Raw genomic sequence first — 21881 nt, forward strand, 5'->3', positions numbered from 1 at the left:
CTCACGCCGCCTCCGGCAGGCCCGGCTTTCCCTCGTGCGCGCCCCGGACGCCCAGGTCGGTGAGGATCGCCCCGGCCGCCCGGCGTCCCGAGTGCAGCGCGCCCTGGACCGTGCTCGTGTCGCGGTGGTCGCCGCACACGTACAGCCCGGCCAGCACCCGCACCGGCCGGCGCGGATCGTGCGGGGCCGCCATCGCGGGCACCGCCTCCGGGTCGTGATGGGCCGCCAGCAGCTCCCAGCCGTCCGTCGGTACGCCGTACAGCGCCGCCAGATGCGCCCGCACCGAGCGGTCCAGATCCGGCGGCGGCGTCCCGAGCACCGTCGAGGTGATCAGCGCCCGGCCCGCCGGCGCGCGCGAGGGGTCGACCTCGCTCATCACCGCGGTGTACGCCACCGGGCCCGACCGGTCGCCGTCCAGCACCAGCGACCTGCCCGTCGGCGGCGGGGCGGGGGCGGTGTGGTGAAGGACCGTCACCGGGCGGAAGGACGGCACCCGCAGCCCGGGCAGCAGCTCGGCCGCCGCCCCCGCGCCGGTCGCCAGGAGCAGGGAGCGGCACCCCAGTTCACCGTGCTCCTTGGTGTGCACGGAGGTGATGTCGGCGGCCGTCACATGCACCCCGGTCCGGACCGTGCCCGGCGGCAGCGAGGCCGCCAGCAGCTCCGGCAGCGCGGCCGACCCGCCCGCCGGTACGCACAGGCCGCCGCGTGCGTAGTCCCGCAGCGCGAAGTCGGCGGACCGGCTCGACGTGGTGAGGGCGGGATCGCTGAGCAGTGCGGAGAGCAGCGGGCGCAGGACGCCGTCCACCGTGCGGCCGGGCAGTCCGACCGCGGCCAAGGCGTCGGCCGCCGTCCGCTCCGGGCGGGCCAGCAGCCGGGCCTCCGGCGTGAGGGCCAGCCGGTGCAGCGCCGCGCCCAGCCGGGCCCGGTCGATCGCGCCGGTCACCGCGCCGCCCCGGCCGCCGCCGCGCGCCGGGGCGCCGGGCTCCTGCCCGTACGCGCCTTGCGCCGCCCCGGAAGCCCCGGAAGCGCCGGAGGCGCCGGAAGTCCCGGAAGCCCAAGGCGCGCCGGAAGCCCGGGGCGCGCGGGGAGTGCGGGAGGTGCGGTGGCCCCAGGGGGCGCTCGATCGGGTGCGTGCTGCCTTGAGTGCGCCCCTCGCGCTCCGTATGTCGCCGGTGAGCTGGCGGCGGCCCTCGCTGTGCACCAGGACCCCCGGCGCGAACTCCCGCAGCTCCGGAGCGCCGAGCCCCGGAGTGCCGGTCAGCTCGGGCCAGGCGGCGCAGAGCAGCGGGCCGAGCCGGTCGAGCCGGAACCCGTCCACCTCGTCGGTGGCGAGCCTACCGCCCACCCGGGGCGCGGCCTCCAGAACACTGACGCCGAGCCCCGCGCGGGTCAGCAGGTGGGCCGCTGACAGGCCGGCCACTCCGGCCCCGATGATGATCACGTCTGCGTGGTGTGCCGTGCTGCGCACGTGCCCCTCCCCGAGTCGGTGCGACTGGTGGGGGGTTCTTGCCCCCAACAGGTCCCCGGAAAGCCGGAGTTCGCATCGAGGCTAGGAGGATGGCTGATACTGGGTCAGACGCGCGTGCCGGGGAGCACCGGGGCACGGGGTCGCACACGCCCCGCCAGGCCCCGCCCGGCGGTCACCGGACCCTCAGCGCAGTGCCGCGCGGATCGCCCCGTCGATGCCGGGGAAGGCGAACGAGAAGCCGGAGTCCAGCAGCTTCCCCGGGATCACCCGCTGGCTGCCCAGCACGTCCTCCGCGAACTCCCCGAGCGCCAGCCGCAGCGCGGGCGCCGGCGCGGGGAACAGCGTCGGGCGGCCCAGCACCCGGCCCATCGCGGCGGTCACCTCGGCGTTGGTGACCGGCTCCGGCCCGGTCAGGTTCACCGGCCCGGTCAGCGACTCCGTGTCCAGGATGTGGCGCAGCGCCGCGACATGGTCGTGCAGCGCGATGAAGCTCCAGTACTGCCGGCCGTTGCCCAGCTTCCCGCCCAGCCCCGCCTTGAACAGCGGGAAGAGCCGTCCCCAGGCACCGCCCTCGCGGCTGACGACCAGTCCGGTCCGGGCGTGGACGGTGCGCACGCCCGCTTCCTCGGCGGCGGCGGTGGCCGCCTCCCACTCCTCGCAGACCGAGGGCAGGAACCCGTCCCCGGGCGGGGCGCCCTCGTCCACCGGGCGGTCCCCGGTGTCGCCGTAGAAGCCGATGGCGGACCCGGAGAGCAGCACCCGGGGCGGAGTGTCGAGCGAGGCCACGGCATCGGCGACGGCCGCGGTGCCCAGCACCCGGCTGTCGCGGATCTCCCGCTTGTAGGCGTCGGTCCAGCGGTGGTCGCCCACCCCGGCCCCGGCCAGGTGCACGACGGCGTCGCAGCCGACGAGCCCGGCCACGTCCACGTAACCCCGCTTGGGGTCCCACTCGACCTCGTCGCCGGTTCTGGCGGGCCGGCGCACCAGGCGGGCCACCTCGTGCCCGTCGGCGCGCAGCGAGCGCACCAGCGCCGCTCCGATGAGTCCGGACGATCCGCTGACGGCGATACGGGAACTCGGCATGGGGTCATCCTGCCCCATGAAAGGCCTCGGACACCGGGAACACCGCGTGACACAGTGACCCCATGGACGCACTCACCCTCCGCCCCGTCCGCCCCGCCGTGTCGGCCGACGACGCCGAGCTCGCCGAGCTCGACCGGTCCACCTGGTCGACGCTGCACGCGGTCCTGCCGAAGCCGGCGCCTCCGTACGAGCCGTTCTTCGACGAGGGGCACCCGCCGGAGGGCATCCTCGTGGCGGAGGCGGCGCCGGGGACGGCGGGCGGCGCGCCGCGGATCGCCGGGTACATCCGCCTCGTCCCGCCCACCCCGCTCGCCTCCAACGCCCACGTCCGCCAGATACGGGGTCTCGCCGTGGCGACCTGGGCGCGCGGGGCCGGTGTGGGGCGGACCCTGCTGCGGGGCGCGTTCGCCGAGGCCCGCAGCCAGGGCGTCAACCGGATCACCCTGCGGGTGCTCGCGCACAACGACCCCGCCCGCGCGCTGTACGTCTCCGAGGGCTTCGCCGTCGAAGGGGTGCTGCCCGGGGAGTTCTTCCTGAACGGGCGTTACGTCGACGACGTCCTTATGGGCCGCTCGCTCGGCCCCGCCTGACGGTGCGGAGGGTCACCGGGGCCCGAAACGGTCCCACAGCTCGGGGAAGCGGGCGGCGAGCGCCTCCTCGTCCTCGAAGTCGACCGGGGTGCCCAGCGGCTCGGCGGGCTGCGGCGGCAGCCCCAGATCCGGCGCGACCACGCCGGTGAGCTGCTCGTACGCCTCGTCGGCCGCGTAGCCCAGGTCCTCGCCGTCCCCGTCGATCTCCTCGTCGAATTCCTCCAGCAGTTCCGCCAGGCCGTCCGGATCGTGCAGCGCCCCCTCGAAGACCTCCCGGCCCTGGCCGATCAGCCAGCAGCGGAAGTAGTCGAACGCGTCGTCGCTCGCCCCGCCCAGCAGCACGGCCGCCGCGCCCCACAGGTCCCAGGCGTAGGCGCGGTTGTAGCGGGCCTCGAAGTGCCGGGCGAAGTCCAGCACGGAATCGGGATCGAGCTGCACCAGCCGTTCCACCAGCAGGTCGGCGTGGTCCTCGGGGTCGCCGTCGGCGGCCTCGCGGGTGCTGTCGATGATCTCCCAGAATTCCGTTTCGTCCATCACGGGTCCAGCATCCAGCCTGCCGGGGGCTCCCGCACGCGCAGACACCGAATTGAAGCCTTTCAGCGATACAACTCGCGCAGGCGTTCGGCCGCTTCGGTGAACCGCACCCGCAGCTCCTCGGGCGCCACGACCTCCAACTCGGGTCCCAGCGCCAGCAGCTGGCCATACGCCACGTCCAGCGATTCCACCGGCAGCGTGACCGTGCGCCGGCCGTCGGCGCCCGGCTCCGAGGCCTCCGCGAGCGCCGCCGCGGCCGCCGCCCGGTCACCCGTGTACGCGAGCATCCGCGCCCCGCGCCCGGACACCCGTACGGTCACCTCCGTACGCAACAGGGACCGGGCGAAGCCGGCGGCCCGCTCCTCCCAGAATCCGGGCAGGTCGAACGCCTCGTCCCGCTCGAAGCGCTCCTCGGCCGCCTCCACGGCGGTGAAGCGGTCGATCCGGTAGACCCGGAAGTCCTCGCCCGCCCGGGCGCAGAGGTACCAGACCCCGGCCTTGAGGACGAGACCGTACGGAGCGAGCTCCCGCGCCACCTCCGTACCGTCCTGTTCGCGGCCGCCGCCCCTGCGGTAGCGGACCCGCAAGCGCCGGTCGTCCCAGACCGCGTCGGCGATCGCGGGCAGCAGTTCGGGGGTCTCCGGCTCGTGGTACCAGGACGGGGCGTCCAGGTGGAAGCGGCGGGCGGCGGAGGAGGAGGCGTCGCGCAGGGAGGGCAGCAGCGCCGCCGACACCTTGAGGCGCGCGGCCGACGCCGCGTCCTCCAGGCCCATCTCGCGCAGCGCGGCGGGCAGCCCGGAGAGGAACAGCGCCTCCGCCTCGTCCCGGGCGAGACCGGTCAGCCGGGTGCGGTACCCGCCGACGAGCCGGTAGCCGCCGGCCCGGCCGCGCTCCGCGTACACCGGGACGCCCGCGTCGGACAGCGCCTGCGCGTCCCGGGTGACCGTACGCTCCGACACCTCCAGCTCGGCCGCCAGCTCGGCGGCCGTCATCGCGGGGCGGGCCTGCAGGAGCAGCACCATCTTGATCAGCCGGGCAGCGCGCATGGGCCCATTGTGACGGCAGCGGAGCCCCCCCCCCCCGACAGCGCTTGCGCCGGGGCGGAAGCGCTGTCGGGCACTTCCGCCCCGGTGACCGGGGGTCAGGTCGGGCTGACGGCTCAGATGCCGTAGCGCTCCCGGGCCTCCTTGACCGCCGAGGCCGGCACCTCGCCGCGCTTGGCGAGCTGGGCCAGCGAGGCCACGACGATCGACTGCGCGTCGACGCCGAAGTGGCGGCGGGCCGCCTCGCGGGTGTCGGAGAGGCCGAAGCCGTCCGTGCCGAGCGAGGACCAGTCCTGCTCCACCCACTGGCTGATCTGGTCCGGGACCTGACGCATCCAGTCGCTGACCGCGAGCACCGGGCCGGGCGCGCCGGAGAGCGCCTGCGTCACGTACGGCACCTGCACCTCACCGCGGAGCAGCGCCTCGTCGGCCTCCAGCGCGTCGCGGCGCAGCTCGCCCCACGAGGTGGCGGACCAGACGTCGGCCGTGACGCCCCAGTCGGCGGCCAGCAGCTCCTGGGCCTCCAGGGCCCAGTGGATCGCCGTACCCGAGGAGAGGAGCTGGATGCGCGGCGCGTCCGCCTTCGCGGGCGTGCCCTCCTTGAAGCGGTACAGGCCCTTGACGATGCCCTCCTCGACGCCCTCGGGCATCGCGGGCTGGGGCTTCGGCTCGTTGTAGACCGTCAGGTAGTAGAAGACGTCCTCGGCGTCGGGGCCGTACATCCTCCGCAGACCGTCCTTGACGATCACCGCGACCTCGTACGCGAACGCCGGGTCGTAGTTGAGCGAGGCCGGGTTGGTGGCCGCGATCAGGTGCGAGTGGCCGTCCGCGTGCTGGAGGCCCTCACCCGTCAGGGTCGTACGGCCCGCCGTGGCGCCGACGATGAAGCCCTTGCCGAGCTGGTCGGCGAGCTGCCACATCTGGTCGCCGGTCCGCTGCCAGCCGAACATCGAGTAGAAGATGTAGAACGGGATCATCGTCTCGCCGTGCGTCGCGTACGACGTGGCGGCGGCGATGAAGTCGGCCATGGCCCCGGCCTCGGTGATCCCCTCGTTGAGGATCTGGCCGTCCTTGGCTTCCTTGTAGTACATCAGCTGGTCGCGGTCGACCGGGTCGTACGTCTGGCCCAGCGGCGAGTAGATGCCGGCCGACGGGAACAGCGACTCCATACCGAAGGTACGGGCCTCGTCCGGGACGATCGGCACCCAGCGCTTGCCGGTCTCCTTGTCCCGCATCAGGTCCTTCACCAGGCGGACGAACGCCATGGTGGTGGCCATCTCCTGCTTGCCGGACCCCTTGTACAGGGCCTTGAACGCGCGCTCCTCGGGCTGCGGCAGCGGCGCGGAGGCGTGCATCCGGCGAGCGGGAGCGGGGCCGCCGAGGGCGGCGCGGCGCTCCTGGAGGTAGCGGACCTCGGGGGAGTCGGCGCCCGGGTGGCCGTAGGGGACGAGACCGTCCTCGAAGGCGCTGTCGGGGATCGGGAGGCCGAGCAGCTCGCGCATGCCCTTGAACTCGTCGATCGACAGCTTCTTCATCTGGTGGTTGGCGTTCTTGGACTCGAAGCCCTTGCCGAGCGTGTAGCCCTTGACCGTCTGGGCCAGGATCACGGTCGGCGCGCCCTTGTGCTCCACGGCCGCCCGGTATGCCGCGTAGACCTTGCGGGCCTCGTGGCCGCCGCGCGAGGTGTAGAAACACTCGCCGATCTTCGCGTCGGTGAGCAGCTTCGCCAGCTCGGCGAGCGCGGGCTCGGCGCCGAAGAAGTGCTCGCGGATGTAGGCGACGTCGCGGGTGGCGTACGTCTGGAACTGGGCGTCCGGGACCTCGCGCAGGCGGCGCAGCAGCGCGCCCGTGGTGTCCAGCTGGAACAGCTCGTCCCAGGCGTTGCCCCAGAGCGTCTTGACGACGTTCCAGCCGGCCCCGCGGAACTGCGCCTCCAGCTCCTGGACCACGCGGAAGTTGGCGCGGACCGGGCCGTCGAGGCGCTGCAGGTTGCAGTTGATGACGAAGGTCAGGTTGTCGAGCTGCTCACGGGCCGCCAGCGCGAGGGCGGCGGTCGACTCGGGCTCGTCCATCTCGCCGTCGCCCAGGAAGGCCCAGACGTGCGAGTTGGCGGTGTCCTTGATGGAACGGTTGGCCAGATAGCGGTTGAAGCGCGCCTGGTAGATGGCCGAGAGCGGGCCGAGGCCCATCGACACGGTGGGGAACTCCCACAGCCAGGGCAGCCGCCGCGGGTGCGGGTAGGAGGGCAGGCCCTCGCCACCGGACTCCTGGCGGAAGTGGTCGAGCTGCTGCTCGCTGAGCCGGCCGTCGAGGAAGGCGCGGGCGTAGATGCCGGGGGAGGCGTGGCCCTGGATGTAGAGCTGGTCGCCGGAGCCGTCCCCCTCCTTGCCGCGGAAGAAGTGGTTGAAGCCGGTCTCGTAGAGCCAGGCCGCCGAGGCGAAGGTGGCGATGTGGCCGCCGACCCCGAACCGCGAACCACGGGTGACCATCGCGGCCGCGTTCCAGCGGTTCCACGCGGTGATCCTCGACTCGATCTCCAGGTCGCCGTCGAACGCGGGCTCGGCGGCGGTCGGGATGGTGTTGACGTAATCGGTCTCCAGCAGCTTGGGCAGCGCGAGACCGGCGCCCTCGGCGTGCTGCAGCGAGCGGCGCATCAGGTACGCGGCACGGTGCGGGCCGGCAGCCTTGGTGACGGCGTCCAGGGAGGCCGCCCATTCGGCGGTCTCCTCGGGGTCACGGTCCGGGAGCTGGTCGAGCTCGCTCGGAAGCTTTCCTACGGGGTCGGTCATGATCGCCGCCTTCCGGAGAGGAGGGGGGTGGAGAAGGCTCTATCTGGCAGGACAGAGCGATGGGGCCGGTGGGCCCGCGAAATGAACTGTAAGACGCTGATCGATGATCGATCAAAGGATTGAAGGCAAAACTTCTCGATACGAAGAAAAGTGGCATGGGGTGCCTCGAAACAGGGCACGGAGTGACGCGAAATAGCGCGCAAAAAGGGCGCTGACCTGCACGGACGAGCAGGTCGCACATCAGATGATCGGAGCTCGCGGAAGCGGTCAGGCCCGGGGCGCGCAGCCCAGCACATGGGCCTTCACCAGGGCGCCGATCTGCGGGTCCCCCGCGAGGAAGGCGTCGATGAGCGTCTGGTGCTCCTCCGCGTACGACTTCTGCACCGTGCCCAGCCAGCGGATCGACAGGGCCGTGAACACCTCGATGCCCAGCCCCTCCCAGGTGTGCAGCAGCACCGCGTTCCCGGCGGCCCGGACCAGCTCCCGGTGGAAGCCGACCGTGTGCCGCACCTGCGCCTCCCCGTCGGCCAGCCGGTCCGCCTCGTACAGCGCGGCCACGTGCGGGGCCAGCGCCGAGCAGTCCTGGCCGAGCCGGGGGGCCGCCAGCTCGGCCGCGATCTGCTCCAGGCCGGCCCGGACCGGGTAGCTCTCCTCCAGGTCGGCGGCGGTGAGATTGCGGACCCGGACGCCCTTGTTGGGGGCCGACTCGATCAGCCGGAGCGTCTCCAGCTCGCGCAGCGCCTCGCGCACGGGCGTCTGGCTGACCTCCAGCTCGGTGGCGATGCGGCGCTCGACGATCCGCTCACCCGGCTTCCAGCGCCCGCTGACGATCCCCTCCACGATGTGCTCGCGGATCTGTTCGCGCAGCGAGTGGACGACGGGCGGGGTCATGAGGGGCTCCTTCAGGGCAGACCGGTGCTGCCTGCATCATCACGGGCGCGGCAGGTCGCTGGTGATGTTTAGACAATACGGCGGCGCCCCCGCCCGGATCAGTTCCGGACGGGGGCGCCGCTGGTGAGGCTGGTTACAGCCGGGGCGTTCAGAGGCCGAGCTCGACCTCGAACTCACCCGCCTCCAGGATCGCCTTGACCGAGGTCAGGTAGCGGGCGGCGTCCGCGCCGTCCACCAGACGGTGGTCGTAGGAGAGCGAGAGGTAGGTCATGTCGCGCACCGCGATGGTCTCGCCGAGGTCCGGGTGGTCGATGACCACCGGACGGCGGACCGTCGCGCCGATGCCCAGGATGGCGGCCTGGTTCGGCGGCACGATGACGGTGTCGAACAGGGCGCCGCGCGAACCGGTGTTGCTGATGGTGAAGGTGGCGCCGGACATGTCGTCCGGGGTGAGGCCGCCACCGCGCGCCTTGCCCGCGAGCTCCGCGGTCTTCTTGGAGATGCCGGCGATGTTCAGGTCGCCCGCACCCTTGATGACCGGGGTCATCAGACCCTTCTCCGCGTCCACGGCGATGCCGATGTTCTCCGCGTCGAAGTACGTGATGGTGCCCTCGTCCTCGTTGATCCGGGCGTTGATGACCGGGTGGGCCTTCAGCGCCTGGGCCGCCGCCTTCACGAAGAACGGCATCGGGGACAGCTTGACGCCCTCACGGGCGGCGAAGGAGGCCTTCGCCTGGTTGCGCAGCTTCATCAGCTTGGTGATGTCGACCTCGAGGACCGAGGTCAGCTGGGCCTGCGAGTGCAGCGCCTTCATCATGTTCTCGCCGATGACCTTGCGCATGCGGGTCATCTTGACCGTCTGACCGCGCAGCGGGGAGGCCTCCAGCTTCGGCGCCTTGGCGGCGGCCGGAGCCTGGGCGGGCGCCGGAGCGGCCGCGGCGGCCTTGGCGGCCTCCGCGGCGGCGACGACGTCCTGCTTGCGGATCCGGCCACCGACGCCGGTGCCCTTGACCGCGCTCAGGTCCACGTTGTTCTCGGACGCGAGCTTGCGGACCAGCGGCGTGACGTACGCGCCGTCGTCACCGGAGGGCGCGGCCGGAGCGGCCGGCGCCGGGGCGGCGGGCTGCGCCGGAGCCGGGGCCGGAGCGGCCGGAGCCGCCGGGGCCTGGGCGGCCGGGGCCGGAGCGGCGGGGGCGGCCGGAGCAGCCGGGGCCGGGGCGGGAGCCGCGGGGGCCTCCTGCTTGGGCTCCTCCTGCTTCGGGGCCTCCTGGGCCGGGGCGGCGGGCTGCGCCGGAGCGGCGGCCGGAGCCGCGCCCGGGGCACCGATAACGGCGAGCTTCGCGCCGACCTCGGCGGTCTCGTCCTCGCCGACCACGATCTCCAGCAGCACACCGGCGACCGGGGCGGGGATCTCGGTGTCGACCTTGTCCGTGGAGACCTCGAGCAGCGGCTCGTCCTCGGCCACCTCCTCGCCGACCTCCTTGAGCCAGCGGGTGACGGTGCCCTCGGTGACGCTCTCGCCGAGCGCCGGGAGGGTGACGTCGGTGCCCTCGGCGGAACCGCCGGAGGCGGCCGGAGCCTCGGCCGCGGGGGCCGGGGCGGCGGGCTGCTCGGCGGCGGGGGCCGGAGCCTCCTCGGCCGGAGCGGCGGGCTCCTCGGCAGCCGGAGCCGCGGCCTCTGCCGGAGCGCCGGAGCCGTCGTCGATGACGGCCAGCTCGGCGCCGACCTCGACGGTCTCGTCCTCGGCGACCTTGATGGACGACAGGACGCCGGACGCGGGGGCCGGGATCTCGGTGTCGACCTTGTCGGTCGAGACCTCGAGCAACGGCTCGTCGGCCTCGACGCGCTCGCCCTCGGCCTTCAGCCAACGGGTGACAGTGCCCTCGGTGACGCTCTCGCCGAGCGCCGGAAGGGTTACGGAAACCGACATGGTTTCAGTTGCTCCTTACGAAAATGCGGAAGTGGTCGGTCGTCGCGCCCGGGACCGGGGGATCAGTCGTGGGCGTGGAGAGGCTTGCCGGCCAGTGCCAGGTGAGCCTCGCCCATCGCCTCGTTCTGCGTCGGGTGTGCGTGGATGAGCTGGGCGACCTCGGCGGGCAGGGCCTCCCAGTTGTAGATCAGCTGGGCTTCGCCGACCTGCTCGCCCATCCGGTCGCCGACCATGTGGACGCCGACCACGGCACCGTCCTTGACCTGGACGAGCTTGATCTCGCCCGCGGTCTTCAGGATCCGGCTCTTGCCGTTGCCCGCGAGGTTGTACTTGAGGGCGACGACCTTGTCCGCGCCGTAGATCTCCTTGGCCTTGGCCTCGGTGATGCCGACGGAGGCGACCTCGGGGTGGCAGTACGTCACCTTGGGCACGCCGTCGTAGTCGATCGGGACGGTCTTGAGACCGGCCAGCCGCTCCGCCACCAGGATGCCCTCGGCGAAGCCGACGTGGGCGAGCTGGAGGGTCGGGACGAGGTCGCCCACGGCCGAGATCGTCGGGACGTTGGTCTGCATGTACTCGTCGACCAGGACATAGCCGCGGTCCATCGCGACGCCCTGCTCCTCGTAACCGAGGCCCTGCGAGACCGGGCCGCGGCCGATGGCGACGAGCAGCAGCTCCGCCTCGAAGGTCTTGCCGTCGGCGAGCGTCACGCGGACGCCGTCCTGCGTGTACTCGGCCTTGTCGAAGAAGGTGCCGAGGTTGAACTTGATGCCGCGCTTGCGGAACGCGCGCTCAAGAAGCTTGGAGCTGTTCTCGTCCTCGACCGGGACGAGGTGCTTGAGGCCCTCGACGATCGTGATCTCGGTGCCGAAGGACTTCCACGCCGAGGCGAACTCGACGCCGATGACGCCGCCGCCCAGCACGATCGCGGACTTCGGGACACGGTCCATCTTCAGCGCGTGGTCCGAGGAGATGATCCGGTTGCCGTCGATCTCCAGGCCGGGCAGCGACTTCGGCACGGAGCCGGTCGCCAGCAGCACGTGGCGGCCCTGGACGCGCTGGCCGTTCACGTCCACCGAGGTGGGGGAGGAGAGCTTGCCCTCGCCCTCGATGTAGTGGACCTTGCGCGAGGCGATGAGACCCTGGAGACCCTTGTACAGGCCCGCGATCACGTCGTCCTTGTACTTGTTGACGGCCTCCATGTCGATGCCCTCGAAGGTGGCCTTCACGCCGAACTGGGCCGACTCGCGGGCCTGGTCCGCGATCTCGCCCGCGTGCAGCAGCGCCTTCGTGGGGATGCAGCCGTTGTGCAGGCAGGTGCCGCCGACCTTGCCCTTCTCGATCAGGGCGACGTCCAGGCCCAGCTGCGCTCCGCGCAGGGCCGCGGCGTAACCGCCACTGCCACCGCCGAGGATCACTAGGTCGAAAACGGTGCTGGCGTCGTTCGCCACGTCACGTCCTCCATGCATGTGCGCCGTACGCCGGGCCCCGTCGCTGGGGTGTGACCGGCCGGTCGGCTGGTGTGCGGCCGCTTTTGTCTTCGGCCCTGTGGTGGGGGCCCTGTCCTGCCGAGAACCCATCTTCGCACTTGTCGACGGTGGGCGGGACGCGGGGCCCGGGTCCGGGACGGATGATCATCCGATCCGGAGGGTTACTGCTGCGTAGATGCCTACGGATCAGGCCTGTGTTCGTCGAGAGCGAAACCCGTTCGCTCCCCGACGCTCATCCTTGCCGCTTCCGCCGCGAGAACACGTACGGCCCCGGACCTGTGCCCGGGGCCGTGCACGGGTGATCGCTCAGCCCAGGTCGCCGTCGGCGGTGCGCTCGGCGAGCCGGACCAGGGTGCGGACCGCGGAGCCGGTGCCGCCCTTGGGGGTGTAGCCGTACGGGGCGCCCTCGTGGAAGGCCGGTCCCGCGATGTCCAGGTGTGCCCAGGCGATGCCCTCGCCCACGAACTCCTTGAGGAACAGACCGGCGACCAGGCCGCCGCCCATCCGCTCGCCCATGTTGGCGATGTCGGCGGTGGGGGAGTCCATGCCCTTGCGCAGGTCGGCGGGGAGCGGCATCGGCCAGGAGGCCTCGCCGACCTCCTCGGCGATCTCGTGGATCGACGTGCGGAAGGCGTCGTCGTTGGCCATGATCCCGAAGGTGCGGTTGCCGAGCGCCAGCACCATCGCGCCGGTCAGGGTCGCCACGTCGACGATCGCGTCCGGCTTCTCCTCCGAGGCGCGGGTCAGCGCGTCGCCCAGGACGAGCCGGCCCTCGGCGTCGGTGTTGAGGACCTCGACGGTCTTGCCGCTGTACATGCGCAGCACGTCACCGGGGCGGGTGGCGTTGCCGGAGGGCATGTTCTCGGCGAGCGCCAGCCAGCCGGTCACGTTGACCTTCAGGCCGAGGCGGGCGGCCGTGACGACGGCGGCGAACACGGCGGCGGCGCCGCTCATGTCGCACTTCATCGTCTCGTTGTGGCCGGCCGGCTTGAGCGAGATGCCGCCCGAGTCGTAGGTGATGCCCTTGCCGACGAGGGCCAGGGTCTTCTCCGCCTTCGGGTGGGTGTAGGCGAGCTTGACCAGGCGCGGGCCGTTCGCGGAGCCCTGGCCGACGCCGAGGATGCCGCCGAAGCCGCCCTTGACGAGGGCCTTCTCGTCGAGGACCTGGACCTTGATGCCGTGCTCCTTGCCCGCGGCGGTGGCCACGGCGGCGAAGGACTCGGGGTACAGGTCGTTCGGCGGGGTGTTGATGAGGTCGCGGGCCCGGTTGATCTCCTCGACCAGGGCCAGGGCGCGGTCGACGGCCGCCTTGTACCCCTTGTCGCGGGGCTTGGCGCCGAGCAGGGTCACCTCGGCGAGCGGCTGCTTCGGGCCGCTGTCCTTGGACTTCGCGTCCTTGGGGGCGAGCTTGTTCTCGCCGCCCTGGTAGGCGGTGAAGGCGTACGACCCGAGGAGCGCGCCCTCGGCGACGGCCGCGGCGTCCTCGACGGAGCCGGCGGGCAGGGCGAAGCCGGCCTTCTTGGAGCCGGTCAGCGCACGGGCGGCGGTGCCCGCCGCGCGGCGCAGCGCCTCGGCGTCGTAGGCGTCCTCCTTGTCCGGGACCGGACCGAGGCCGACCGCGACGACGAGGGGGGCCTTGAGGCCGGACGCGGCGGGCAGCTTGGTCAGTTCGCCCTCGGCACCGGTGGCACCCAGGGTCGCGAGGACGTCGGCGAGCTTCCCGCCGAACGCCTTGTCCACGGCCTCGGAACCCGGTGCGAGGACCGGCCCCGACTTGGACCCAGCGCCCTTGGCGACGCCGACGACGAGTGCGTCGGCGCGCAGCGTCGCCGCACCGGCAGTGCTGAGAGTGAGAGCAGTCACGGTGGTGAAATCTCGCTTCCGTTGAGTTCGAGTTCGGCCGAGGGGTGGGCCGACCGTGCCCGGCGCATCGTAGACGCCCCGACGATGTGCCGGGAATGAGCCTACGCGCGCAGTTCCTGCTCCGTGACGGCGGCGGCCCTTCCCGGTCGCCCTTCCGACCGCTAAGGCGGTCGGGAAACGGCCGCCGCGGGGGTGCCGCTCCGTCAGGCCCCCAGCGTCAGCACCACCAGGGCTGCCGTCGCCGCGATCTCCTCGACGCCGCCGAACACATCCCCGGTGACCCCGCCGAACCGCCGTACGCAGTGCCGCAGCAGCAGTTCGGCGGCGCCGAGAGCGCCGAGCACCGCGAGCGCGTGGTGCAGCGCCCCCGACGGCCCGAACGCCGCGCCCGCCCCCGCGCAGAGCACCACGGTCACCGCCGCCGCGAGCAGCGCCCGCCCGGCCGGGACCGTGGCCGCCACCGTTGCCCCGAGCCCCTCCGGCCGGGCCGCCGGGACGCCCTGACGGGATGCCAGGGTCAGTGCGAGGCGGGCGGCGACGGCCGCGACGACGGTCCCGAGGGCCCCGTGCGCCCAGCCCTCCCCGTACAGCTCGAAGAGGGCCGCGACCTGGGCCAGCAGGACCAGGAGCAGCGTGATGACACCGAACGGCCCAATGTCGGACTGCTTCATGATCCGCAACGCGTCCTCGGCCGGCTTCCCGCTGCCGAGGCCGTCCGCCGTGTCCGCCAGACCGTCCAGGTGCAGCCCCCGGGTGAGCGCGGCCGGCACCGCCACGGAGGCCACCGCCGCGAGCAGCGGACCCGAGCCGGCCAGCAGCGACAGCGAGCCGGTGGCGGCGGCGAGCAGCCCCACGACGAGCCCGGCGAGCGGGGCACGGAGCATTCCGGAGCGGGCGGTGGCGCGGTCCCAACGGGTCACCCGGACCGGCAGCACGGTCAGGGTGCCGAAGGCGAAACGCATGCCGTGGCTGTTCAGGGAGGTCACGGCGCGCAGGCTAGCCGCTGGGCCGCACCGATAGATTGGGCGAAACACGTCAAAAGCAGCGGAACCTGACGTATCGGGAGTGGGTGGCATGGGTCACTGGTGGCACGACAACATCGCGGAGCCGGGCAAGGTGCCGCTGCTCCTCGCGCTGGCCGCCTTCGTCCTGACCTTCGCGATCACCCGCACCATCACCCGCATGATCCGCGCCGGGAAAGGCCCGTTCGGCAACATCACCCCCGGCGGGGTGCACATCCACCACGTGGTGCCCGGGGTCGTCCTCTCCGTCGTCGGCGGGTTCGGCGCGGTGGCCAGCGGACGGCACGGGGTGGCCGCCGGGGTGTTCGCGGTGATCTTCGGGGTGGGGGCCGGCCTGGTGCTCGACGAGTTCGCCCTGATCCTGCATCTGGACGACGTGTACTGGACCGAGGAGGGCCGCCAGAGCGTGGAGGTGGTGGTGCTGACCGCCTCGCTGGTGCTGCTGGTCCTGGCGGGCTTCTCCCCGCTCGGCGTCGACGACGTCGACGACGAGGAGGAACAGGGGCGGCTCGGCCTCATCGCGACGTACGTGATCAACTTCTGCTTCGTCCTGATCGCCCTGTTCAAGGGCAAGCTGCGGATGGCGGTACTCGGCACCCTCGTCCCGTTCGTCGCGCTGATCGGCGCGATCCGGCTGGCCCGCCCCACCTCGCTCTGGGCCCGCCGCTTCTACCGCCACCGCCACCGGGCCCGCTCCCGGGCGATGCTCCGCGCCTACCACCACGACGTCCGCTGGGCCGGGCCGCGCCGGAAGTTCCAGGACCTCATCGGCGGCGCCCCGGACCGGGTCCCGCTGCCGCCCGGCCGCAAGTCCTGACCGTCGCCCCGCCGCCCGAGCCACTCGCGTACGCCGCACACCACCAGGACGGCGGCGATGGCGGCCAGATGCTCGCGGCCCGCCAGGTTGTCCTTGACGAGGACCTCCACCGCCATCGCGAGGACCACCAGCGCCCCGGTGAACCAGGCGCGCCGCTGGTGGCAGACGTACACCGCGAGCCCCACGACCGCCGCCGAAGGACCGGTGTCCACCACCCGCGCGTCCGATGCGGGCAGCCCGAGGAACGCCTCCGGCCCGAGGGCGACGCCGACCCGCGCGTACAGCGTCCCGGCCAGCGTCGCCCCGTACGCCACCGCGAGCGTGCGCCACCGCCCCAGGCACACCTCCGCCACACCGAACACCAGCAGGATCTGGGCCAGCGCGCCCCACACCGGCAGATCGAGCGCGGGCACGAACGGCGACAGCGGGGTGCGCAGGAGGGCGAGCGGGAGCGGGTCCTCGGCCCGTACGGCGCCGAGGTTCCGCACCGGCCGGAAGCCCCACGACCGGTTCTGCGCCACCTGGACGAGCGCCGTCAGCGCCACCGCGCTCAGCGTCAGCGCGAGCGCCCGCACCCCGCGCCCGGCGAGACCGGCCCGTACGGTCGTGAGCAGCGGGCCCCACTCCCGCACCGCCGCCCGGCGCAGGGCCGGAAGACGGTTCATCCGCTCTTCCCGGACAGCATGAGACGGGCCCCCGGTCGGTCAGTCGGTCGGTCCTTCAGTCGGTACGCGGCGTCGGCGGCGATCCGCCGAGCCGCGATCCCTCCCGAAGACGGGCCGGGGCAGCGCGAAGTTGAGCGACACCCCAGTGACGCCGATCTCGTCCGCGCGCAGGGGGAGGCCGGGGGACCGTGCCCTCAGACCCCGTCGAGGGCCGCTGCCTCCGGCTCCGGCGCTTCCTCGTCCTCCACGGGCTTCTCCGGCTCCCGCTCCGGGAGTTCGGCGGCCAGCGCCGCCGCGGCCTGCACCAGCGGCAGGGCCAGCAGCGCGCCGCTGCCCTCGCCCACCGTCACCCCGTGGTCCAGCAGCGGGGTCAGCGCCATCCGGTCCAGCGCCTTCGTCTGCGCGGGCTCCCCGCTGACCTGGCCGGCCAGCCACCAGTCCGGCGCCCGGAACGCCGCCCGCTGCGCCACCAGCGCGCAGGCCGCCGAGACGACCCCGTCCAGGATCACCGGCATCCGGCGCACCGCGCTCTGCAGCAGGAAGCCCGTCATCGCCGCCAGGTCCGCCCCGCCGGCCGTGGCCAGCAGCTCCACCTGATCGCCCAGCACCGGCCGGGCCCGGCGCAACGCGTCCCTGATCGCCGCGCACTTGCGCATCCACGCCAGGTCGTCGATGCCCGCGCCGCCGCGCCCGGTCACCACGGAGGCGTCCGTTCCGCAGAGCGCGGCGACGAGGGTGGCCGCGGCCGTCGTCCCGCCCACGCTGAGGTCGCCGAGCACCACCAGATCGGTGCCGGAGTCCGCCTCCTCGTCGGCGATCGCCATGCCCAGGCGGATCGCCTGCTCGGCCTCCTGCGCGCTCATCGCGTCCTCGACGTCGATCCGCCCCGAGCCCCGCCGCACCCGGTGCCGCACCACGGACTCCGGCAGCAGCTCCGGATCACAGTCCAGGGAGACGTCCACGATCCGCGTCGGTACCGAGAACCGCCGCGCCAGCACCGAGGCCGGGCTCGCCCCGTCGAGGGCGGCCCGCACCAGCTCGTGGGCGCTGCCCGCCGGCCGGCCCGAGACGCCCAGCTCCGCCACCCCGTGGTCACCGGCGAAGAGCACCAGGCGCGGCTGCTCGACGGCCCTGACCGGCACGGACTGCTGCGCGGCGCTGAGCCACTCGCCCAGCTCGTCGAGGCGCCCGAGCGCTCCCGGGGGGACGGTCTGCCGCTCGCGCCGCTCCTCGGCATCGCGCCGCACACCCCCGTCGGGGCGTTGGATCAGGTCGGAGAAGTCGTCCAGGTTCACGGAGGTCTGCCTCGCGGGTCGTCACGTCGGATCCGGGTCCGGGAACCCGGCTGCGGGCCCCCAGGGCGTGTCCGGCGGATCACGCCCCAGCGGGAACAGTACCGGTCGGCCCACGGGAGGGAACGGGCCGCGAGCAGCGGAACCAGCCACCCCCGCACCCCGCGGAGCCGCCCGCCCCCTCACCCCCGCAGCACCAGCACCTGCCCCGCCACCACCAGCAGCACCTGCTCGCACTCGGCCGCCACCGCCGCGTTCAGCCGCCCCAGCTCGTCCCGGAACCGCCGCCCCGCCGCCGTCGCCGGGACCACCCCCGACCCCACCTCGTTGGTCACCAGCACCACCGGCCGCCGGGTCCCGCGCACCGCCGCGACCAGCTCCGCGACCCGCTCCCGCAACGCCGCCTCGCCGCCCCCGTGCCACCGCTCGTCCTCCCAGGCGTCCACCCGGTCCATCGCGTCGGTCAGCCACAGCGACAGGCAGTCGATCAGCAGCGGAGGCCCGTCCGCCCCCAGCAGCTCCGGCAGCTCGCAGGTCTCCTCGGTCCGCCAGGCGCCCGGTCTGCGCTCCCGGTGCAGTCCGATCCGGGCCGCCCACTCCGGGTCCCCGTCGCGGCGGCCGCCGGTCGCCACGTACACCACCTCCGGGAACGTCTCCAGGCGCTGCTCCGCCTCCAGCGACTTGCCCGACCGGGCGCCGCCCGTCACCAGCACCCGGCGCGGCACGTCCGGCACCGCGTGGTACTCGCCCACCACCAGCGTCGTCCCGTCCGGCACCGCCCGCGCACCGGCCGCCGCGAGCCGCCGCTCCAGCGCCGCGCCCGGCGGGGCGTCGTGGTCCAGGTGGACCGCGATCACCTCGGTCGTCGGCCCGACCGCGCCCACCGACCGCAGCCGGGCCACCGCGTCGGGGCGCGCGATCACATCGAGGACGACCATCTCGTACGGCCGCTCCACCCGCTCGGGCAGCCCGGAGGGGGCGGCCCCCGGCGGCAGGTACAGCAGCCGCTCGCCCTCCGGGGCGGTCACCTCGTACCCGGTCCCCGGGGCGTCCATCGCGACCGCCCGCACCCGGTGGCCGCTGATCAGCGTCAGGACCTGACCGTCCGGCACCCGCCCGGCCGGCGGCAGCAGGGCGGGCAGTTCCACGGCGGGCCCGTCGTGCGGGTGGGTCAGCAGCACCTGGCGGACCGCGCCCAGCGAATGCCCGGCACGGGCGGCCGCGAACATCACTCCGGGAGTGAGGTCCAGCAGCAGCGCGTCGTCGACCAGCAGCGCCGTCGCGGCCCGCGCCCACGGTCCGCGGGCCGAGGCGCAGACCGCGCAGGGGCAGGAGGGGCGCGGCAGCCCGTCGGGGGATCCGGTGCCGAGCAGTGTCAGTTCCACACCTTGATCCTCCCGTGTCCCCGCGCGAGGTGCGCGTCCGGCTACGCTTCGGGCAGCAACGCGACCCGGGAGGCTGGCATGGCGTGGACGTGGCGGTTCGAGAAGTCCGACGGTACGGAGACGGAGCCGGCGCTGCAGCCGGAGGAGTTCACCACCCAGGGCGACGCGGAGTCCTGGATCGGTGAGTACTGGAAAGAGCTCCTGGAGGGCGGTGCCGCGCAGGTGACGCTCTTCGAGGACACGACCAGGATCTACGGCCCGATGAGCCTCCAGGCCGACGGCGCCTGACGCCCGGCCGAGAAGAAGGGGCGGTACGGGAACCCCGTACCGCCCCTCTCCGGCTCCCGGGGATCAGATCTCCCCGAGCGTGACCTCCGCCGTCCGGCTGTCGCCGTCGCGCGTGTAGGTCACGGTCACCTTCCGGCCCGGCTGGTCGCCCGCCAGCGCCTCGGAGAGCGAGGTGATGGTGGTGACCTCGGTGTCCCCGAGCTTCGTGATGGTGTCCCCGGGCCGCAGCCCCGCGTCGGCCGCCGCCCCGCCCCGCTCCACGCTGACCAGCGCCACCCCGGCGGGACGGTAGTTGTCGTCGACGACCGTGCGGCCGGTGATGTTCAGCGCGGCCCGGCCCGAGTCGGTGACCTTGCCGTCCTTGACGATCTGGTCGGCGACCGTCTTCACCATCGAGACGGGGATCGCGAAGCCGATGCCCGGCGCCGCGCCCGCGCCCATCTGCGGGTCGGTCGCCGCGAGGGTCGGAATGCCGATCACCTCACTGTCGAGGTTCACCAGCGCCCCGCCGCTGTTGCCCGGGTTGATCGCCGCGGACGTCTGCACCATGTTGGCGATCGTCGCGCCCGTGCCACCGCCCGACCGGCTCTCGCTCACGGTCCGGCCGAGCGCGGAGACGATGCCCTGCGTGACGCTGCTCGACAGGCCCAGCGGCGAGCCCATCGCCAGCACGATCTGCCCGACCTCGACCTTCTCCGCGTCGCCGAACTTCGCGGGCCGCAGCCCGTCCGGCACCTCGTCGAGCTTGATCACGGCCAGGTCCTGCTCCGGGTAGGAGGAGACCAGCGAGGCGTTCAGCACCGCCTCCCCGGTGGCGACGCTGACCTTGAACTCCTTCTCGTCGCCGACCACATGGGCGTTGGTGACGATGTGCCCCTTGTCGTCGTAGACGATCCCGGAACCGAGGCCTTCGGAGGCGTCGATCTGCACCACCGACGGCAGCACGTCGTTGATGACGTCCTGGTAGGCGTTCTCCAGATCGTCGGGGGCGCGCTTCACCGCACCCTGCGCCGTACCCGAGGCGCTGGCTTCGGGAGCCGGGGCCGCCGGATCCGTACCGGAGCAGCCGCCCGACAGGGCGATGGCGCAGACGGCCGCGGACAGGGGAAGCAGCAGCCTGCGTGCCCGGCTGCGGGAGGGGGATGCGTCCATATCCGGAGTCTGGTGCCCGACCCGTTCGGGTGCCCGTGCTGATGGGCCGAACGGGCCCCCGCGCGCGGCGGTGTCAGCCGCGCACGCCGCACAGGTGGAGCAGCGCCGCCACACCCCGGTACGGGTCGGTCCGCCCGGCCCGGTCCTCCAGGGTCAGGACCCGCTCCAGCTCCTCGGCCGGCAGCTCCACGTCGTCGCCGACGTTGTCCGTGAAGACCCGCACCCCGTACCAGGCGTGCAGCGGCGCGGCGATCCCGGCGAGCGTGGCCCGCAGCGCGTCGAGCCGGTCGGCCCGCACGGTGAGGCCGAGGCGGTCGGTGTACGTGGCGGTGTCGAAGGCGGTCAGGGCCGCGCCGAAGTCACCGGCGAGCCCCGGGCGCATCGCGAGCGCGTCCGCGTTCCGTACGAGCAGGGAGAGCAGACCGCCCGGCGCCAGCATCCGGGCGAGCCCGGCCAGCATCGGGTCCGGCTCCTCGACGTACATCAGGACGCCGTGGCACAGCACCACGTCGAAACTCCCGGGCAGGAAGTGCACCCCGGTGTCCCGGCCGTCGCCCTCGATGAGCCTGACCCGCTCCCGGATGCCCTCCGGCTCGGCCGCCAGCGACGCACGGGCCGAGGCCAGCATCCGCGCGTCCGACTCCAGCCCGGTCACCGAGTGACCGGCCCGTGCCAGTCGGAGCGCCTGCGTGCCCTGGCCCATGCCGACGTCCAGGACGCGCAGCCGCCGGCCCACCGGGAACCGGCCGGCTATCTGCTCGTCCAGCTGCCGTGCGACGAGCTCCTGGCGGACCAGGTTGCGTACGCCGCCGAGACCCGCCGGCCACTCCGAGGAGACCCCGGCGAAGCCGGAGGTCTCCGTGCTCAGGGCCGCTCTCCGCGCTTGACCTGCGGCTTCGGCAGCCGCAGTCGGCGCATCTGGAGCGTGCGCATCAGGCCGTACGCCACGGCTCCGCGCTTCGGCGTGTCCGGGAAGCGCTCGCGCAGCTGCTTCTTCAGGCGCATCGACAGACCGATCGAGTCGATCACGATCAGGATGATCACGCCGAGCCAGAGCAGCAGCGAGATGCTCTGGATGTTCTGCACCTGGATCACGCTGAGGATCAGGATGATCACGGCGAGCGGCAGGAACCACTCGGCGATGCAGAAGCGCGAGTCCACGTAGTCGCGGACGAAGCGCCTGACCGGGCCCTTGTCGCGGACCGGCAGGTAGCGCTCGTCACCCGACGCGAGCGCCTCACGCTGCTTGGCCAGGTCGGCGCGGCGCGCTTCGCGCTGGCGCTTCATGGCCGCCTTGCGGTCGGTCGGCGCACTGGACGCGGCACGACGGCGCTGCGTCTGGGCCTCGTTGCGCTTGGGGGTGGGGCGACCCTTGGGAGCCTGCGGGTCGCGGGGCTGCTGGGAGAGGTCCGCCGTCACCTTGTCGGTGGGGGCCTTCTCTGTCTTGGCACGGCTACGGAACACAAAACCCAAGGGTACGGGGTCGGCGCGCGGGCCCGGAGACCCGGGCGGGAACGATCCGGCAACGGACGGCGTCGCCAGCGGTGCCTCGACGGGCCGATACGGGCGTTTACCGCCT

Annotated in this window: 19 protein-coding genes; 3 read left to right on the forward strand and 16 right to left on the reverse strand. The window is 73.3% G+C overall.

What is annotated here, in order from left to right; genetic code table 11:
- Position 1: 1 nt before the first annotated feature.
- Entirely contained in the window at positions 2–1468 is a 1467-nt protein-coding gene (locus ACFWRV_RS05415; protein WP_384328507.1) for an FAD-dependent oxidoreductase, read from the reverse strand.
- Between the two features lie 183 nt (positions 1469–1651).
- Positions 1652–2551, reverse strand: a complete 900-nt coding sequence (locus tag ACFWRV_RS05420; RefSeq protein ID WP_384328510.1) for a TIGR01777 family oxidoreductase — start codon at positions 2549–2551, stop codon at positions 1652–1654.
- A gap of 62 nt (positions 2552–2613) precedes the next feature.
- On the opposite strand from ACFWRV_RS05420, the gene ACFWRV_RS05425 reads away from it, so the two are divergent.
- Entirely contained in the window at positions 2614–3141 is a 528-nt protein-coding gene (locus tag ACFWRV_RS05425) for a GNAT family N-acetyltransferase (protein ID WP_384328513.1), read from the forward strand.
- A gap of 12 nt (positions 3142–3153) precedes the next feature.
- On the opposite strand, the gene ACFWRV_RS05430 is transcribed toward ACFWRV_RS05425, so the two are convergent.
- The 8 genes from ACFWRV_RS05430 to ACFWRV_RS05465 all read right to left on the reverse strand — a co-directional run bounded on the left by ACFWRV_RS05430 (position 3154) and on the right by ACFWRV_RS05465 (position 14667).
- Positions 3154–3675 carry a DUF4240 domain-containing protein gene (locus ACFWRV_RS05430; RefSeq protein WP_384328605.1) on the reverse strand — a complete coding sequence of 174 codons (522 nt, stop codon included), beginning with the start codon at positions 3673–3675 and terminating at the stop codon, positions 3154–3156.
- Between the two features lie 62 nt (positions 3676–3737).
- Positions 3738–4721, reverse strand: a complete 984-nt coding sequence (locus ACFWRV_RS05435) for a helix-turn-helix transcriptional regulator (RefSeq protein WP_384328516.1) — start codon at positions 4719–4721, stop codon at positions 3738–3740.
- Between the two features lie 113 nt (positions 4722–4834).
- Positions 4835–7507 (reverse strand): pyruvate dehydrogenase (acetyl-transferring), homodimeric type, encoded by a 2673-nt coding sequence (gene aceE / locus ACFWRV_RS05440; protein ID WP_384328519.1) that lies wholly within the window; start codon positions 7505–7507, stop codon positions 4835–4837.
- A 267-nt stretch (positions 7508–7774) separates the two neighbouring features.
- A complete protein-coding gene (locus tag ACFWRV_RS05445; RefSeq protein WP_384328522.1) occupies positions 7775–8398 on the reverse strand; it encodes a GntR family transcriptional regulator in 624 nt (207 codons plus the stop codon).
- A gap of 148 nt (positions 8399–8546) precedes the next feature.
- Positions 8547–10328 (reverse strand): 2-oxoglutarate dehydrogenase, E2 component, dihydrolipoamide succinyltransferase, encoded by a 1782-nt coding sequence (gene sucB / locus ACFWRV_RS05450; protein WP_384328525.1) that lies wholly within the window; start codon positions 10326–10328, stop codon positions 8547–8549.
- Positions 10329–10390: 62 nt separating this feature from the next.
- A complete protein-coding gene (gene lpdA / locus ACFWRV_RS05455; RefSeq protein WP_384328528.1) occupies positions 10391–11779 on the reverse strand; it encodes a dihydrolipoyl dehydrogenase in 1389 nt (462 codons plus the stop codon).
- A gap of 345 nt (positions 11780–12124) precedes the next feature.
- Positions 12125–13681, reverse strand: a complete 1557-nt coding sequence (locus ACFWRV_RS05460) for a leucyl aminopeptidase (protein WP_384328531.1) — start codon at positions 13679–13681, stop codon at positions 12125–12127.
- Between the two features lie 203 nt (positions 13682–13884).
- Positions 13885–14667, reverse strand: coding sequence for an adenosylcobinamide-GDP ribazoletransferase (locus tag ACFWRV_RS05465; RefSeq protein ID WP_384328534.1), 783 nt, complete (start codon positions 14665–14667; stop codon positions 13885–13887).
- 88 nt (positions 14668–14755) lie between these two features.
- On the opposite strand from ACFWRV_RS05465, the gene ACFWRV_RS05470 reads away from it, so the two are divergent.
- Entirely contained in the window at positions 14756–15520 is a 765-nt protein-coding gene (locus ACFWRV_RS05470) for a hypothetical protein (RefSeq protein ID WP_384328537.1), read from the forward strand.
- On the opposite strand, the gene ACFWRV_RS05475 is transcribed toward ACFWRV_RS05470, so the two are convergent.
- From ACFWRV_RS05475 to ACFWRV_RS05485, 3 genes are all read right to left on the reverse strand, one after another.
- A complete protein-coding gene (locus tag ACFWRV_RS05475) occupies positions 15418–16185 on the reverse strand; it encodes a hypothetical protein (RefSeq protein WP_384328539.1) in 768 nt (255 codons plus the stop codon). The two genes, ACFWRV_RS05470 and ACFWRV_RS05475, sit on opposite strands and share 103 nt — an antisense overlap.
- A 194-nt stretch (positions 16186–16379) precedes the next feature.
- Positions 16380–17480, reverse strand: a complete 1101-nt coding sequence (gene cobT / locus ACFWRV_RS05480; protein WP_384328542.1) for a nicotinate-nucleotide--dimethylbenzimidazole phosphoribosyltransferase — start codon at positions 17478–17480, stop codon at positions 16380–16382.
- Positions 17481–17659: 179 nt separating this feature from the next.
- The gene (locus ACFWRV_RS05485) at positions 17660–18862 is read right to left on the reverse strand and encodes a bifunctional adenosylcobinamide kinase/adenosylcobinamide-phosphate guanylyltransferase (RefSeq protein ID WP_384328545.1); all 1203 of its coding nucleotides are present in this window, start codon (positions 18860–18862) and stop codon (positions 17660–17662) included.
- Between the two features lie 78 nt (positions 18863–18940).
- Between ACFWRV_RS05485 and ACFWRV_RS05490 the strand changes: the two genes are divergently transcribed.
- Positions 18941–19150: a hypothetical protein gene (locus ACFWRV_RS05490; RefSeq protein WP_384328548.1), complete on the forward strand. Its 210-nt coding sequence runs from the start codon at positions 18941–18943 to the stop codon at positions 19148–19150.
- A gap of 63 nt (positions 19151–19213) precedes the next feature.
- On the opposite strand, the gene ACFWRV_RS05495 is transcribed toward ACFWRV_RS05490, so the two are convergent.
- From ACFWRV_RS05495 to ACFWRV_RS05505, 3 genes are all read right to left on the reverse strand, one after another.
- Complete coding sequence (locus ACFWRV_RS05495) at positions 19214–20302, reverse strand: S1C family serine protease (RefSeq protein ID WP_384328551.1); 1089 nt, start codon at positions 20300–20302, stop codon at positions 19214–19216.
- A 73-nt stretch (positions 20303–20375) separates the two neighbouring features.
- A complete protein-coding gene (locus ACFWRV_RS05500; protein ID WP_384328608.1) occupies positions 20376–21098 on the reverse strand; it encodes a class I SAM-dependent methyltransferase in 723 nt (240 codons plus the stop codon).
- A 68-nt stretch (positions 21099–21166) separates the two neighbouring features.
- Positions 21167–21766 carry a DUF3043 domain-containing protein gene (locus ACFWRV_RS05505; protein ID WP_384328554.1) on the reverse strand — a complete coding sequence of 200 codons (600 nt, stop codon included), beginning with the start codon at positions 21764–21766 and terminating at the stop codon, positions 21167–21169.
- Positions 21767–21881: the final 115 nt, after the last annotated feature.

Source organism: Streptomyces sp. NPDC058576 (assembly GCF_042718715.1).
In the GTDB taxonomy this organism is placed as follows: domain Bacteria; phylum Actinomycetota; class Actinomycetes; order Streptomycetales; family Streptomycetaceae; genus Streptomyces.